At 66.4% G+C, this 14,376-nt stretch carries 20 protein-coding genes; 12 read left to right on the top strand and 8 right to left on the bottom strand.

Features of this window, described 5'->3' with window-relative positions:
• Positions 1–134: 134 nt before the first annotated feature.
• On the bottom strand, positions 135–443 hold the full coding sequence (locus BJ964_RS32625) for a hypothetical protein (protein WP_188127584.1): 309 nt from the start codon (positions 441–443) through the stop codon (positions 135–137).
• On the opposite strand from BJ964_RS32625, the gene BJ964_RS32620 reads away from it, so the two are divergent.
• Positions 433–651, top strand: coding sequence for a hypothetical protein (locus BJ964_RS32620; RefSeq protein ID WP_188127583.1), 219 nt, complete (start codon positions 433–435; stop codon positions 649–651). The genes BJ964_RS32625 and BJ964_RS32620 overlap by 11 nt on opposite strands.
• Positions 645–776 carry a hypothetical protein gene (locus BJ964_RS48425; RefSeq protein WP_262479388.1) on the top strand — a complete coding sequence of 44 codons (132 nt, stop codon included), beginning with the start codon at positions 645–647 and terminating at the stop codon, positions 774–776. Before BJ964_RS32620 ends, BJ964_RS48425 begins: the two co-directional genes overlap by 7 nt.
• Positions 777–806: 30 nt before the next feature.
• On the opposite strand, the gene BJ964_RS32615 is transcribed toward BJ964_RS48425, so the two are convergent.
• Entirely contained in the window at positions 807–1,364 is a 558-nt protein-coding gene (locus BJ964_RS32615; protein ID WP_188124251.1) for a hypothetical protein, read from the bottom strand.
• A gap of 840 nt (positions 1,365–2,204) precedes the next feature.
• Between BJ964_RS32615 and BJ964_RS32610 the strand changes: the two genes are divergently transcribed.
• From BJ964_RS32610 to BJ964_RS32600, 3 genes are all read left to right on the top strand, one after another.
• Positions 2,205–3,356 (top strand): RNA-guided endonuclease InsQ/TnpB family protein, encoded by a 1,152-nt coding sequence (locus BJ964_RS32610; RefSeq protein ID WP_223149650.1) that lies wholly within the window; start codon positions 2,205–2,207, stop codon positions 3,354–3,356.
• Between the two features lie 100 nt (positions 3,357–3,456).
• Entirely contained in the window at positions 3,457–3,633 is a 177-nt protein-coding gene (locus tag BJ964_RS32605) for a VOC family protein (RefSeq protein WP_188124250.1), read from the top strand.
• 388 nt (positions 3,634–4,021) lie between these two features.
• On the top strand, positions 4,022–4,393 hold the full coding sequence (locus BJ964_RS32600) for a hypothetical protein (RefSeq protein WP_183226437.1): 372 nt from the start codon (positions 4,022–4,024) through the stop codon (positions 4,391–4,393).
• A 306-nt stretch (positions 4,394–4,699) separates the two neighbouring features.
• Here the strand turns inward: BJ964_RS32600 and BJ964_RS32595 are convergent, their stop codons facing one another.
• The 3 genes from BJ964_RS32595 to tnpA all read right to left on the bottom strand — a co-directional run bounded on the left by BJ964_RS32595 (position 4,700) and on the right by tnpA (position 5,975).
• Entirely contained in the window at positions 4,700–5,095 is a 396-nt protein-coding gene (locus BJ964_RS32595) for an Imm1 family immunity protein (protein WP_188124249.1), read from the bottom strand.
• 106 nt (positions 5,096–5,201) lie between these two features.
• Positions 5,202–5,507 carry a hypothetical protein gene (locus BJ964_RS32590; RefSeq protein ID WP_188124248.1) on the bottom strand — a complete coding sequence of 102 codons (306 nt, stop codon included), beginning with the start codon at positions 5,505–5,507 and terminating at the stop codon, positions 5,202–5,204.
• Between the two features lie 51 nt (positions 5,508–5,558).
• Positions 5,559–5,975, bottom strand: a complete 417-nt coding sequence (tnpA, locus tag BJ964_RS32585; RefSeq protein ID WP_188124247.1) for an IS200/IS605 family transposase — start codon at positions 5,973–5,975, stop codon at positions 5,559–5,561.
• A gap of 24 nt (positions 5,976–5,999) precedes the next feature.
• On the opposite strand from tnpA, the gene BJ964_RS32580 reads away from it, so the two are divergent.
• From BJ964_RS32580 to BJ964_RS32555, 6 genes are all read left to right on the top strand, one after another.
• Positions 6,000–7,235, top strand: coding sequence for an RNA-guided endonuclease InsQ/TnpB family protein (locus tag BJ964_RS32580; protein ID WP_188124246.1), 1,236 nt, complete (start codon positions 6,000–6,002; stop codon positions 7,233–7,235).
• 10 nt (positions 7,236–7,245) lie between these two features.
• Positions 7,246–7,629 (top strand): hypothetical protein, encoded by a 384-nt coding sequence (locus BJ964_RS32575; RefSeq protein WP_188124245.1) that lies wholly within the window; start codon positions 7,246–7,248, stop codon positions 7,627–7,629.
• Positions 7,630–7,786: 157 nt separating this feature from the next.
• Positions 7,787–8,458 carry a hypothetical protein gene (locus tag BJ964_RS32570; protein WP_188124244.1) on the top strand — a complete coding sequence of 224 codons (672 nt, stop codon included), beginning with the start codon at positions 7,787–7,789 and terminating at the stop codon, positions 8,456–8,458.
• A gap of 272 nt (positions 8,459–8,730) precedes the next feature.
• Positions 8,731–10,098: a M14 family zinc carboxypeptidase gene (locus tag BJ964_RS32565; protein ID WP_203832888.1), complete on the top strand. Its 1,368-nt coding sequence runs from the start codon at positions 8,731–8,733 to the stop codon at positions 10,096–10,098.
• A 105-nt stretch (positions 10,099–10,203) separates the two neighbouring features.
• A complete protein-coding gene (locus BJ964_RS48420) occupies positions 10,204–10,419 on the top strand; it encodes a transposase family protein (protein WP_229807405.1) in 216 nt (71 codons plus the stop codon).
• A 251-nt stretch (positions 10,420–10,670) separates the two neighbouring features.
• The gene (locus tag BJ964_RS32555) at positions 10,671–11,279 is read left to right on the top strand and encodes a hypothetical protein (protein ID WP_188124243.1); all 609 of its coding nucleotides are present in this window, start codon (positions 10,671–10,673) and stop codon (positions 11,277–11,279) included.
• A 57-nt stretch (positions 11,280–11,336) separates the two neighbouring features.
• Here the strand turns inward: BJ964_RS32555 and BJ964_RS48415 are convergent, their stop codons facing one another.
• From BJ964_RS48415 to BJ964_RS32550, 3 genes are all read right to left on the bottom strand, one after another.
• A complete protein-coding gene (locus BJ964_RS48415) occupies positions 11,337–11,462 on the bottom strand; it encodes a hypothetical protein (protein ID WP_262479387.1) in 126 nt (41 codons plus the stop codon).
• Positions 11,463–11,630: 168 nt separating this feature from the next.
• Positions 11,631–11,759, bottom strand: coding sequence for a hypothetical protein (locus BJ964_RS48410; protein WP_262479386.1), 129 nt, complete (start codon positions 11,757–11,759; stop codon positions 11,631–11,633).
• A gap of 161 nt (positions 11,760–11,920) precedes the next feature.
• Positions 11,921–12,571 (bottom strand): TetR/AcrR family transcriptional regulator, encoded by a 651-nt coding sequence (locus tag BJ964_RS32550; RefSeq protein ID WP_188124242.1) that lies wholly within the window; start codon positions 12,569–12,571, stop codon positions 11,921–11,923.
• A gap of 88 nt (positions 12,572–12,659) precedes the next feature.
• Between BJ964_RS32550 and BJ964_RS32545 the strand changes: the two genes are divergently transcribed.
• Complete coding sequence (locus BJ964_RS32545; RefSeq protein WP_188124241.1) at positions 12,660–14,369, top strand: acyclic terpene utilization AtuA family protein; 1,710 nt, start codon at positions 12,660–12,662, stop codon at positions 14,367–14,369.
• The last annotated feature ends 7 nt before the right edge of the window (positions 14,370–14,376 follow it).

Genomic DNA, 14,376 nt, shown 5'->3' with positions numbered 1-14,376 from the left:
GTCAGCCGGCCCGGGTCGGTGATCGGGGCGGGTAGCGGCAACGCCAACGCCGAGCTGGCTTGGCCCAGCGACGCTGAGGCTGAGGACCGACCGGCTACCTCCGAGCCAGCGACTTCGAAGCAATAACCGTGTGCTCAAGCTGAGTGTTGGGCCTCGGACACCAACGGTTTCCCATGAGAGTCCGCTACAGGCTGTGCCCGGACGCGGACTTTCTGCATTTCCGGATGATACGTCGGCCGGAGCCCGAGTTGCCGGTAGATCTCGGCCAGATCTTCGGGATCCGCCTCGTCCAGCACGGTGACGATGTCACCGAGTTGCCCGACCATGTCGGCGATCTGGTCCGGGCTCATCCTCGCGGTCCGCTGAGGTCGGGGCGCGTTCAGCACCTCGGAGGCCCGCCTGCGCTGGTTCTGGACCTCGCTGATCCAGCCGGTGACCACCACAGGGGCCGCCCCCGAGTCCAGGGCCGCCCGGTACTGGGCGAGTTTCGTGTCGCAGTCGGCCAGCCGGGCCCGCGCCTGCCGGACCGGCTCGCTCACCACCGGCTCGGGATCCTGCGCCGCCGCCATCATGCCCGAGGAAGGGCTGCGGATCCTGGCCGCCGACTTCCGCCGCACCGCCGGGAGTTCGGGGTCGGTGTCGGCATGGTGACGCTTCTCCGGCCCGGCACGGTGCTCCGGACCACCAGCGGCAAGGTGCGCCGGGCGGCGATGCGGGACCTCCTCCGCGACGGCGATCTGGCCTCGCTCTGCCAGGACCCCGCCATCAGGGGCTGAGGTGCGGGACGCCCACCGCGCGGCCCTGGCTCAGGCCTCCCAGCCGGCGACGGCGGCGCGGACCACGCCCTGTTCGGAGTCGGTCAGCAGTTCGGGCTCGGCGAGCAGGTGCGGGGCCGCCGCGGCGCGCTCGTGCTCCAGGCCGGAGCGGTCGAGCATGGTGAGGGCGGCGCGGCGGGCGGCCACCCGTACCACCGGGTTGGTGTGTTCGAAGTTGGCGGCGACCGCCGGATAGAAGGACGGGATCGCCTCGCGGACGGCGTCGGCGTCCGGCTCGTTGTCGAACTCCTCGAACTCGATGGCGCTGCCGACGAGCACGTTCAGCCAGCTCAGCATGGCCGCCTTGCCCGCCTTGGTGCGCGGATCGGTCAGGACGGCGACGACGTATCGCGCAGCCGGCAGGGTGGCCGAGTAGAGGTTGCCCTGGTGGGTCAGGTTCCAGGTCAGGGTGTGCATGGCCGCGGCGAAGTCGGCCGTCTCCCCGTTGAGGAGCGGCTGCAACAGGCCGGGCAGGTCCTCCGCGGAACCGTAGGCGTCTTCCAGATCCCCCCAGGCGGTGGTGGCGAGGATGTCTTCCGGTGTGGTCACGGGGACGCATGCTAATCGGTTTGATCTTGAGTGCCACATCATTGCGCAAAGATTGACCGTCGGTGAGCGGACGCACGCAGCCAGCCATCGAATGATCGTGCTGGCACGTTGCTGCACATACTTTGCAGCAACGAAGGGTTCCCGGGTGAAGGCGCCCAGGAAGCTGCCCGCCGAGCCGTCGAACTGATCGCGCCCTTCTGACCCCGTTCCCTGGCGACGCATCCGTTCCACTTCCGAAGGTTGGAACGTTCCGGTTCCAAGGAAGTGGAACAACTCCCACCGACGGATCCGCCACGCCGACCTGCCCCGCGACGTAGTCCACCGCCTCGGTCGGCACGTCGAGGGGATCCGCCAGGAACAAGCCCAGCGCCCGGACGCGGCCGTCTGGCGCAGCACGCGCCGTAGTGCCTCATCACTGTCCCATGCCTTCCCGGGCTTCTTCCGGGGGACGCGGAGTTCAGCAGTCCATAAGGCGGGAACCCCGGCCGTTCACGACTCCGTTGGTAAATGACCAAACCGTCGCGACGGGGCGCATGAACGTCGATGCTCGACCGAGGCCAGAGCCTTGGTGGGCCTGGAATCGGCGTCCGGTTTGCGAGTTGCCCAACGGAGTCGTTCACGGCCGGGAGGAACGCCGTCACCCACCTGGACGGTTCTGGTTTCGCTGTGCGCGCGGACGACGCTGAGGGGTTGGCCGCCGCATGGTCGGTGAGGTGCCACGGGTGCTCGCGGGTGCTCGCGGCGGGCTTGATGCAGTTGTGGATGGTCTGACGTTGTGTACCCGAACGTCGGGGATAAAGTGTCTGTTCGGGTGACATAGTCGTATCTAAACTGATCGACGTGAAGCTGGTGGTGCAGGTGAAGCTCCTGCCGACGCCTGTACAGGCGTCGGCGCTGGAGGCCACTTTGCGGGCCTGCAACACCGCCGCGTCCCAGGTTGCCGCCACCGCCCGTACCGTCGGCTGTTACCGCAACTATGACCTGCGGAAACACTCCTACCAGGCGGTCAAAGCGGATTGCGGGTTGGGTGCGCAGGCCGCGCAGCATGTGATCAAGAAGGTCTGCGACGCGTACACGACGTTGCAGGCCAACCTGAAAGCCGGCCGTTACGGCAGACCCGGCAGCAGGCGCCGCCGCAGAGTCGAGGCCGGCCCGGTCGTGTTTCGCTGGGATGCGGCACAGCCGTACGACGCGCGGATGCTGTCCTGGCAGCACGACGCCCGGACCGTGTCGATCTGGACCACAACCGGGCGGCTCAAGAACGTGGCGTTCACCGGCTCGGCGGATCAGCTCACAGCGGTCGCGACCCGGCCGGTCGGTGAATGCGATCTGCTGCACCGTGACGGCATGTGGTTCCTGTACGCCACCATCGAGGTGCCCGAACCGGAGCTGATCGAGCCGGCCGGGTTCCTCGGTGTTGATATGGGCATCGTCAACATCGCCTACGACTCCGACGGCACCCGGCACGCCGGGGCCGAACTCAACGGCTATCGCCGCCGCCAGGCCCGGCTACGGCAGCGGTTGCAGGCCAAGAACAGCCAGTCCGCGAAACGGCTGCTGCACCGGCGCCGTCGCAAGGAGGCGCGGCACGCCGCGAACCAGAATCACATCATCGCCAAGACCATCGTGACCGAGGCTGCACGCACCGGCCGCGGTATCGCCGTTGAACAGTTGACGGGGATCCGTGACCGGGTCCGGCTGAGAAAGCCCCAACGGGTCACCCTCTCCTCATGGTCGTTCCACCAACTCGGCACGTACGTGGCGTACAAGGCCCGCCGGGCCGGTGTACCGCTGGTCCAAGTGGACCCCCGCTACACCTCGCAAACCTGTCACCGGTGCGGTCACCGCGACAAACGCAACCGGCCGAACCAGGAAACCTTCACCTGCCGGTCGCGCGGGGTCGTTGCCCACGCCGACCACAACGCGGCCCTCAACATCGCCCACCGCGGTGCCGAGAGCTGGGGCGCAGTCAGCCGCCCACACGTGGCCTGACCTCGCAGCCAGCGGGGGAAGAGATCCACAAACCCACCCATTCATGGGCGGGTAGTTGACAACACCGCTGAGGAACGCATTCATCTCGACCTTGAATCCGATGATGCTTGAAGCCGAGGTTCGTCGTCTTGAGTCGCTTGGGGCCAAACGTTGGGATCGCCAGCAAACACGCGGCTTCGACTTCTGGATTATGCGCGACCCATGGGATAACGAATTCTGCGTGCTCCAGACAGCATTTCCGGAGTTGCTCGACAAGCGGAAGCCGATAAACGACTGAGTGGGGGCCTGGCTCGGCCGCCTGGAATGTCAAGTCTCATGGACATGCATGATAGAGGAGCCCCAGGACGTGGGTGACTTTCCAGCCAGATGACCTGCGGTTTGAGAACATAATTTAGATATGTCCTGGCTAGTCCGGGTTCGCCGTCTGCGGATCGGGTGAGGTCTTCGGTAGCCCGAAAAATGCGGAAATGTATGGCCGATCAGGCCGCTAGTTGACCACGCCACGGTCGGCTGCGCTACCGTCGCTCCGGCCACCCGCTCACCGCGGCGGCAACGCTGCAGCAGGGTGGCGGACATGCGGCCACCGGTCGTCACGGCACTCACGCGGCGCTCGAAACGAAAGACTATTTGTGGGGCATTTGGCCCCGCAAGGAAGGAGTCATAGGATGCGTTTTTCTATTGCCCGAGCATTGCGCGCAGGGATTGCTGCGACATTGCTCACTGCTGGACTCGGCGTCGCCACGGCCCAGCCGGCATTCGCCGCGTGCGGCTTTAGTTATGTCCCGAGCACGAACGGCGACGGATCCGCGATCGTAAAGTCGGGCACCTGGAATCTCAAGGACGCTTACTACGCGGATTGCGCGAATGTCGGCAAAGTCTACGGCTACGACAGGGTTTGGCTCCGCTGCTACGTGGTTAATGACTACAACAATACCTGGTGGTATGTGCGACGGGATGGCACTAGTCTTAAGGGCTGGATTTCGGGGGACAATATTCGGATCGAGGAAGACATCAGCGCAGACTATGCGTATTGCTGATTCCTCCCATCCCACGCTCGGAAGCCCGTAGAGCCGCAAGGTCACCTGAACGGCACCTTAATGCCGAGTCTCATGACGTGGGGTGACAGAGCCGATCACGGGACCCGCCTCAGCCAATCGAACATGCGTACTAGCATTACACCTTCCCCGCCCCGTCGAGCGCGCAGCGGCTCAGGCCGCTGCGCGACCCGGATACCGATGTCGGCTGAGCCGTGACGCTGCTCGATCTTGCGGGGAGCCTGCGCTGGACTAGGCCGCCTGGGTGAGGAAGGACTTGGCGGGCCACGCATCGGCAAGCGGGTGGGCCTACACCTCGACCCAGTCCAACTGCGGGGATAACTCGCCATGCTCGCAGAAATAGTGAGCGGCTTCAACGGCGTCCTCTACCGGCACCGCAGCGGACGGAGGGAACTCCGACCAGTGCCCGTAGTAGTGGAACACCACGCCTTCGCCGTCTCGCACACGCACGGATCCTTGGCTGCTGAAGTACGGCGGGCTCCCGGATGCGCCCACGTAACTCAACACCGAGACCTCACGACCCAACCCGATGGATAGCGAGTCCCCATCGCCGACAGTGACCACAGCGATCAGTGGCTGGCGGGCTGCATCCTGTTCTGCCTCCGAGAATGCGTGCCGGAACTCTTCATCGCAGGTGACGAGATGGCCATCTTCGTCGCCTCGCCACTTGATCTTGGCGTGCAAGCCCTCTCCTCAGGGAGTCGCGATCGCAGTGAGGCAAGGCTAGCGGGATGTCCGAGAGCTGCTCAAGATCAATCACGCAGATCGCGTAGAGGTGCCGGCAAACGTGTCACCAGCCGCAAACGGCGTTGATCAGCGAGGAAATAGGGTGACGTTGACCCCCCAGTTCGAAGATCTTGATGTCGTGAAGGCAGACGACATGAACGACGGCGAGAACTGGACCGGCGGCTTCTACGAGCTGTACCTGGTTCTCGGCCCGGTCAATGACGACAACCTCGACCGAGCCGCGCGGGCGCTCTGGCGTGCAGCGGGCATCGACGGCTGCCGAGTATCCGGAGTCGACGCGTCTGGACTCGTGGATGTCGAGCCTGGCGCGGCCGGCTACCGGAATGCGGGCCAGTGCTCTGGCCTTCAAGCCGGGGGTGAAGGCCCGCGTTGGGAGGGCCGTCAAGGCCCGAGCAGTGCTCTAACCGGGACGGTTCTGCTGCTCGATGTACTGTTTCACAACGCTCAGCGGGGCGCCGCCGACGGACCCGGCGAAGTACGAACCCGACCAGAGCTTGTTCGCCCGGTAGTAGTGGCGTGCCAGGTCGGGGAACTCTTGCCGCAGGCGGCGTGAGGATACGCCTTTGAGGCTGTTGACCAGACGGGCCACGGCCATCTTGGGCGGGAAGTTGACCAGCAGGTGGACGTGGTTGTTCTCGCCGTTGAACTCGACCAGCTCCGCTTCGAAGTCGGCGCAGACGTCCCGCATGATCTGTTGCATCCGGGTCAGATGCTGGTCGGTGAACACCTTATGCCGGAACTTCGTCACGAAAACCAAGTGAACATGCATCGCGAAAGTGCAGTGCCTGCCAGTACGGATTCCTTGAAGTCCAGCCATAGACCAACATGATACGGTGGTATCGTGCAGCTCCGTTACCAATACCGGGTCTATCCGGACGCGACCCAGTGCACCGCGCTGGCGCAAGCGTTCGGGTGCGCCCGGGTGGTGTTCAACGACGGGCTCAGGCTGCGCCGGCAGGCCCGTGAGGCGGGCGAGAAGTACATCTCCGACAGCGACCTGTCGAAGCTGGTCATCACCGAGGCCAGGCAGACCGACCAGCGGGCGTGGCTGGGTGAGGTGTCCGCGGTGGTGTTGCAGCAGGCCCTCGCCGATCTGAACTCCGCGTACCGCAACTTTTTCACCTCGCTGTCCGGTAAACGCCAGGGCCGCACGGTCGGCCCACCCCGGTATCGGTCTCGTAAGGACAACCGGCAGGCGATCCGGTTCACCCGCAACGCCCGGTTCAAGGTCCTCGACAATGGCCGTCTACGTCTGCCGAAGATCGGCGACATCGCGGTGCGGTGGTCGCGTAGCCTGCCGTCCGAGCCGACCTCGGTTACCGTGATCAAGGACGCGGCCGGCCGGTATTTCGCCTCGTTCGTCGTTACCACGGCCGACGACGAAACCCTGCCGCCGATCGGGTCCGAGGTCGGCATCGACCTGGGGCTGACCCACTTCGCGGTCATGTCCGACGGCACGAAGGTGACCGCCCCGAAGTTCCTGCGCCGCGCCGCCCGCAAACTCAAGCGGCTGCAGCAAAACCTGTCCCGCAAGACCCAGGGCAGTAACCGTCGCAGGAAGGCGGTCGTCCAGGTCGCCCGCGCTCACACGCGGGTGGCCGACACCCGCCGCGACTGGCAGCACAAACTGTCCACGGCGATCATCCGCGACAACCAAGCGGTGTACGTCGAGGACCTGTGCGTTGCCGGACTCGGCCGCACGAGGCTGGCCAAGAGCGTCTATGACGCTGGATGGGCGAGCTTCACCGCCATGCTGGAATACAAGGCCGCCCGTTACGGGCGTACGTTCGCCCGGGTGGATCGGTGGTTCCCGTCCACCCGGATGTGCTCGGCGTGCGGCCGGATCAGCGACAAGATGACGTTGACCGTCCGGGCGTGGGACTGCCCCTGCGGCAGTCACCATGACCGGGACGTCAACGCCGCCGTCAACATCCTGGCCGCCGGACGGGCGGACAGGCTAAACGACCGTCGAGCGCACGTAAGACCAGGATCCGTCCCGGCAGCGCGCAGTGAAGCGGTAACCCACCAGAACACTGCGCGCGCCCCGCGCAGCGCGGCTGGAATCGCCGTCCTTTAGGACGGCGAGGATGTCAATCGAGCACGGTCACCTACGAGGGACGCTGACGCTGCCGTCCGGCGGCTGCGTCGTCTGCGGCGGGTTTTCGTCTCGGTACGAGGACGTTGACCAGCTGGATCTCGACCTGCCGCTCGGCGCGTTGGCCCGAGTTGACCGCAGAATCGGCGGCTATCCCTTCAACGAGCACAGCGGTGTCGAGTCGCTTTCTTGGCGCGCCCCGCTCGACCGTTGGCTCGCCGACGTGGCTGCCGTGGTGCACGGTGATGTGCCGTTGCAGCGTGCGCTGATCGGCTTCGAAGTAGACGAGGATGCCGACATAGCCGACGACCGTCGGTATGCCGCCATCCTCCTGCCCTCTCCTGAGGGCTTGGACTACCGTCCCGCTAACGCCTGACGCCGGGGTGGGTGGGTGTCAGGGCCAGGAGGGGTGCCGGACTGGCAGGATCGTGTAATCAGACTGTCTGGTATTCGGGCTGATGGTCGTGACCTGCAGTGACTCTTCGTGAGATTGCTGGGGTCGCGGCAGTGCGAAAGGCTCATCGAGGTTAGATGTGCCGGTGACGGTTCATGACGTAGTGCGTGCCCTGCCGGACATCGCGGTGCTTCGCGAACGGTGCCGAGCGTTGGCGATGCTGGACGCGGTCATGAGCCCGGAGTGGGAGTACCGGTACTACTCGTTTGACTCGCGTTGGGCGCCGGGAGAGCAGATGGCCTCGATGCGCAACGGATCGGGAGATACCTGGTCGATCGTGTTCTCGTCGGCTGGCGCGTTCATCCGGGGCTTCGACCACGAATCGCCGATGAGTCCCGCCAACAACAACGGTGAGTTATGGCCTGGGCTGGTCGACAGGACGCCTGATGTCTTCTCGGGTTGTGTCGCCGAGCCAGCGTTCAGCTTCAACGGCAGGTTGCAAGCGACGGTATGCCTGTGGCGGCAGCGGAGCGATGACCGGTGGCATGCCGGGGATCTGGCATTTCCCGTCGACGAGGATCCCGATGGCGCTACCAGGCTGTTCCAGGTTCTCGTCGAGGGCATCCCGGTGGCGTACCAGCGCTTCGCCGAGGACTACTACGAGACAGCTGTTGACCTGGACGCAGTCAGTAGGTTTTTCGCTCTGCACCCGCTGACCGACGACCTGGTTCGCCGCTTGAACCCCGATCTTGTGGTGGCCGATCTCGCGGAGGATCTCGCTGAGATCGGTTACCCGTCCCGGCCGGTGTAGCGGTCTGCGCAGTGGGCGAGGCCGCACTCGGCTTCCTCGGTCCCACACGCGACAGCGTCATCACACTCGCCATGATCGGCGCCGCCTGCGCCTCGTCCGCTGAGGTGGCCTGGGGGCGCCGGTGCCGGCTGCACCGTGGACGCCGGCACCCGCGCCTGGCTGTGCGGGGATATGACCACATCGGCATGTTGACGGCCAAAGGTGAATCGATGAACGTAAATCGGTAGCGGTCGGTGCACGGTGACACCGGCCATCCCACGACCGAGGTGCCGATGACCAGGTTCCCGTATTTCCGGCGATCACGGGCGCGCCGGCTGCTGGCCGCAGTGACGACCACGATGCTCCTGCTGATCTCTGCGGGGCTCATGATGCCCAGCAGCGCGACCGCGGCCGGCCCGGACACAAGCGAACCGGGCTACTGGGTGGTGGCCTCGCCCACCACCGCCGTGGGTGAGCTGGCCGACAACCTCAGCAAGCGCGGCTACGACGTCATGGAAGGACTGTCGCGAGACGGGGTGCCGATCCTGGCGACCGCGGCTCAAGCCCAGCGGCTACTGCGCGACGGCCTGAGCGTGCGGTACACCGGACCGCTCTACCAGCCGGTGCCGGTGTCAGCGCAGGCCGCTGCCGACACCTACTACGGCGGCTATCACACCGCGGCCGCGCACGAGACCCACAACCAGCAGGTCGTGACGGCCCACCCGGAGCTGGCGGCCCTGAAGACCATCGGCCAGTCATGGCTGAAGACCCAGAACCGGGGCGGTCACGACATCCAGGCCCTGTGCATCACGAAGATCACCACCGGTGACTGCGCGCTGAGCACCACCGGCTCGAAACCGAAGTTCACGCTGATGGCCCAGATGCACGCGCGCGAACTGGCCACCGGTGAGCTCGCGTACATGTGGATCGACTACCTGGTGGCCAACTACGGCAAGGTCGGTGCCGTGACGACGCTGATGGACACGACCGAGCTGTGGGTCATCCCGATCGCCAACCCGGACGGCGTCGACATCGTCTCGTCGAACTCGACGCGGCCCGTCTCCCAGCGCAAGAACGCCCACGACAACGGGTGCTCGGGCACCGGGCTCGGGGTCGACCTCAACCGGAACTCGAGTTACCACTGGGACGTCAACCAGGGCACCAAGTGCACCGAGACCTATCCCGGTGCGAGTGCCGGGAGCGAGCCGGAGACGCGGGCCATTCAGACCTTCCTGGCGAGCATCTACCGCGACACCAAGCCGGCCGCCGACTTCTCGGCGGCGACGACCGCCACCACCGGCACCTTCCTCACGCTGCATAGTTACGCCGAGTTGAACATCTACCCCTACGGCTGGACGAACTCGCTCGCGCCGAACAACACCGACCTCAAAACGATCGCCACGAACATGGCCAAGTCCAACAAGTACACGGTCGTGCACGGTGACGGCGGTCTGAACTACTTCGCGCCGGGTGCCACCGACGACTGGATCTACGGCACGCTGGGTGTGCCCGGATACACGATCGAGGTCGGCCCCAGCAGTTCCTCCTGCAGTGGGTTCTTCCCCGCGTACAGCTGCATGGCATCTTTCTGGAGTCGCAACCTGTCCGCCTTCATGACCCTGGGGACAGCGGCTGCCAAGCCGTACCCGACCGGTAGCTGACACCACCACCCACCGGGGGCCGCTGTCATGGCATCACGACAAAGGCGGCGGCCCTTCGGCGTGCGATGTCGTTGCGGACAAGGAGTGCGGTATCCCCTGCCCGCGGTGTTGACCGTCGCGGTCTGCGCGGTCCTGGCCGGCGCCACCTCGTTCATCGCGATTACCGACTGGCTGTACGACCTCGACGAGGCGGACCGGCAGCGGCTCGGATTCACCCGGGGAGTACCGGCCAGCAGCACGGTGTGGCGGCTGCTGACCCGCCGAGACGCCGCCCTGGTCAGCGGGGTGCCGGCCGGCTTCGTTCCCGGACGCCACCGGTGACCGCACGGCCGCGCCGCTAGCGGACCGTGATCGCCGTCGACGGCAAGGCACTCAGGGGCTCCCGCCTGCCCGGTGGCCGTCAAACTGTTCCGCACCGGGTTTGATGGAGACATTTCGAGCGCCCTGACGGCCACCCCAGCAACCGGAAGGCCGCCGGATGTTCATTTTGCGGACCCCGAGTGGGACGGCGGCCCGCCGACCGATAGACCAATGTGGATCAGGTCAAGATCAGCGATGACTTGAGGAGTTCCATGAAGCGTCTCCCCCAACTCCGCCGGTTCCTGTCCGCCGCCCTCGTCGTCACGGCTGTCCTGTCAGCCACGGCAACGCCGGCAGCCGCCGAACCCCCCGCCGGCCGCTACTACATGCTTGTGAACGACTCGTACGAGAAGTGCCTCAGCATGAACAACGAGGAATCCCCGAGCGGCGCCGGAACGAAGCGCGTCTATCTTGCCAACTGCAACGCGAACACCCCGGCCCAGTGGTGGTACTACGCCTACCGGGACAACTTCCGGAACTACCAGAACTTCGGCGGCGAAGTCTGGGAGCTGAGCAACAACTCGACCAGGCCGGCCGGCGGCGGCGCGGGCACCTTCGGCGCGTACGCCGCGGTGTGGAGCGTCGACCCAGGGCATGACTGGACCGTCATCGACTACACCGAGCCGTACAAGGTCCGGATCACCAGCCGGCTCGGCAACGGCCACGTGCTGAGCGCCACGCACAACGACCCGTACTCCACCGGCATCTACCGGGTCTACACCGCGGAGCGGAACGACGACTCGGTGCCGCCAGCGCACCTTTGGCGCTACTGGGAGCACCCGTCCGGCCCGCCGGCCTGCTCGCCCTGCGGCAGGCACTGACATTCCCGCGTATCGGGCCGAATTCCGGCGGGGTTCGGCCCGTTACGCCGTGCCAGTTCAGGCGACCAGCGACTCGCGCAGCTCCCGGCCCGGATTGATCGCGTCCACGACCCGGGTGCCGGTGCCGTCGTACACGTCACGGGTGGCGTTGCTGCGCATCAGTTCCCGTGCCTGCGCGGGCAACAGGAGGCGGCTCCCGCGGCATTTCTGCGCGGACCCACGCGGCGGTCGAGATCAGCTGCCGGGCCAGGCCGGCTGCGTCCACGTCGACTCGGACCCGGCCGAACTCCCAGCTGGCCATGATCAGGTCGAGCACCTCGAACACGTGCGCCAGCGCCAGCTCCGGGTCGGTCAGCCGCGCGTACCGGCACGCCCCAGCGCCGCGGCGACCTGCACGTACGGGTGCCAGCCGCAGGGCGGCTCGAACAACCGCCAGCGAAGGTGCGGGTGATTGTCGAGAATGTCATCCATGCTGGTCAAGCCGCATGTTCGTATTCGTGGAGGAGTCCGCCGAGTCCGTTCGAGGAGTTGGGGTCGATCTCGCCGACCTTGTCCGGCAGTGGTACGCCGCTCGACGCGCAGACACCCAGCTACCTCGACAAGTCCGCGATCTTCCAGGACTGGCCCACAGCCCGACTGGGCTACGCCGGGTTCTGGGTTTTGGTGTCGGGAATCCGGAGGCCGATGGCCGACGCCCAGAGCCGGGAGAGATGGTCGACCATCTTCTCCGTGTCGAGGGGTTCGCGTAGTTCGTCGATGATCACGGCTACCTGCTCGACCATGCCGCCGAGTGCGATCGCGGTCAGGCGGGGATCGAGATCGGGGTTGGCGAGCCCGGCTGCCTGCAGCCGGCGGATGCCTTCCTCGCTGCGGGCGACGTAGAACTCACGAACCTCGAGGAGCAGGCTGCGCAGGTTGTCGTCGAGGTAGGCGCCATGCTCGACCATTCGGAGCACTTTGGCGGCTTTGCCTTTGGCGGCCAGGAATCGGCGGTTCGCTTCGACGATGCGTGCGTACGGGTCGTCGGGGGTGTCCGGCACCAGGCTCGCGGTGATCATCTGGCCGGCGGCCGCTTGGACGATCTTGCGCAGCAGATCGTCTTTGGACTCGAAGTAGGTGTAGAAGGTCCCGTAGGAGACGCCGACTGCCTGAGTGACGGCCTCGGTGGTGAATCCCGCCCACCCGTGCTCCTCGATGATCTCCCGGCCGGCGGCGATCAGCGCGTCGTGGGTTCGCCGGCCCTTGGCGGTGGCCGGTGCGGTCGGTGCGGGGTTCGTTCGGGTTCGTCCCATCAGACTCCTCCCCTTACTTGACTACTTTGTCAGAAAGTTTAGTGTGGCGGTCACCACTACTTCCATGGTCGAGGTGTTGAACCAGACAATGCGTACGATCCGCATCGGGAACTGCTCGGGCTTCTACGGTGACCGCTTCTCGGCGATGTCCGAGATGCTCGAGGGCGGGCCGCTGGACTACCTGACCGGGGACTACCTGGCCGAGCTGACCATGCTCATCCTGGGCAAGGACCGCCAGAAGGACCCGTCGCTCGGCTACGCGAAGACCTTCCTGCGGCAACTCGCCGGCTGCCTCACGCTGGCCCGGCAACGCGGGGTACGGATCGTGACCAACGCCGGTGGACTCAACCCGGCCGGGCTCGCGCAGGCCATCCGAGCCCTGGCGGCGGAGCAGGGCATCGAGGTCGCCGTCGCCCACGTACAGGGCGACGACCTGATCGGCGAGGCCGCGGCACACGGCTGGGCGGGGGCACTGACCGCCAACGCCTACCTCGGCGCCTTCGGGATCGCCGAAGCGCTCAACGCCGGCGCCGACATCGTCGTCACCGGCCGCGTCACCGACGCGGCGCTGACGCTGGGACCGGCGATCGCCGAGTTCGGCTGGGAGCGCACCGACTTCGACCGCCTGGCGGCCGGCGTCGCCGTCGGTCACATCCTCGAATGCGGCACGCAGGCCACCGGCGGCAACTTCTCCGGTTTCGCCACGGTCGACACCACCCGCCCGCTGGGCTTTCCACTCGCCGAGCTCAGCGCGGACGGGACCGCCGTGGTGACCAAACATCCCGGCACCGGAGGCGCGGTCACGGTCGACACGGTCACTGCGCAACTGGTGTACGAGGTGGCCGGGCCGCACTACGCCAATCCGGACGTGACGGCGTGCCTGGACACGGTCGAGCTGCAGCAGTCCGGTCCCGACCGGGTGCGGGTCAGCGCGGTGCGCGGTGTCGCCCCTCCCCCGACGACGAAGATCGCCCTCAACAGTGTCGGCGGGTGGCGGAACACCGTCGAGTTCGTCCTGACCGGCCTGGACATCGAGGAGAAGGCGAGCTGGGTGCGTCAGCAGATGACGCAGGCACTCGATGCCCGGCCGCCGGCGGAGATCGTGTGGGACCTGGCACGCACCGACCATGCCGACCCCGCCACCCAGTCAGCGGCCTCAGCGGTGCTGCGCTGCTGCGTCAAGGACCCTGATCCGGCTGTGGTGGGCCGCGCGTTCAGTAGCGCCGCCATAGAACTGGCCCTCGCGTCCTATCCGGGCTTCCACGTGACCGCGCCGCCCGGCCCGGGGGCCCCGTTCGGGATCTACCGTGCCGCCTATCTGCCCCAGGAGATGGTGCCCCACGTCGTGATCCGGCCCGACGGCACGCCGGTGGACATCGCGCCGCCGCCGGTTACCGCGGACCCGCCGGAGGAGACGGTGGCCGGCTTCGGGCGTACCCGAGAAGGGTTGGAAGTCGAAGTGCCGTTGGGCCGTTTGGTGTTTGCGCGGTCCGGAGACAAGGGCGGAACGGCCAACGTGGGGGTCTGGGTCCCGGTCGGTCATCCCCGGCGGGCCGAAGCGTACGCGTGGCTGCGTGACTGGCTGACCCCGGCCGTCGTCTCCCGGCTGCTTCCGGAGTCGGCGGGACTCGGCATCGAGGTTTTCGCGCTGCCGAATCTCCGCGCGGTCAACATCGTGATCGACGGACTTCTCGGTGACGGTGTCGCGTCGTCCACCCGTTTCGACCCGCAGGCCAAGGCCGTCGGCGAGTGGCTGCGCGCACGCACCGTGAACCTGCCCAAGGAGCTTCTCGCGTGAAAACCAG

The organism is Actinoplanes lobatus (assembly GCF_014205215.1).
Classification (GTDB): Bacteria; Actinomycetota; Actinomycetes; order Mycobacteriales; family Micromonosporaceae; genus Actinoplanes; species Actinoplanes lobatus.
The sequence above is the reverse complement of the archived record's forward strand: the minus strand, read 5'-3'. Positions and strand labels throughout refer to the sequence as shown.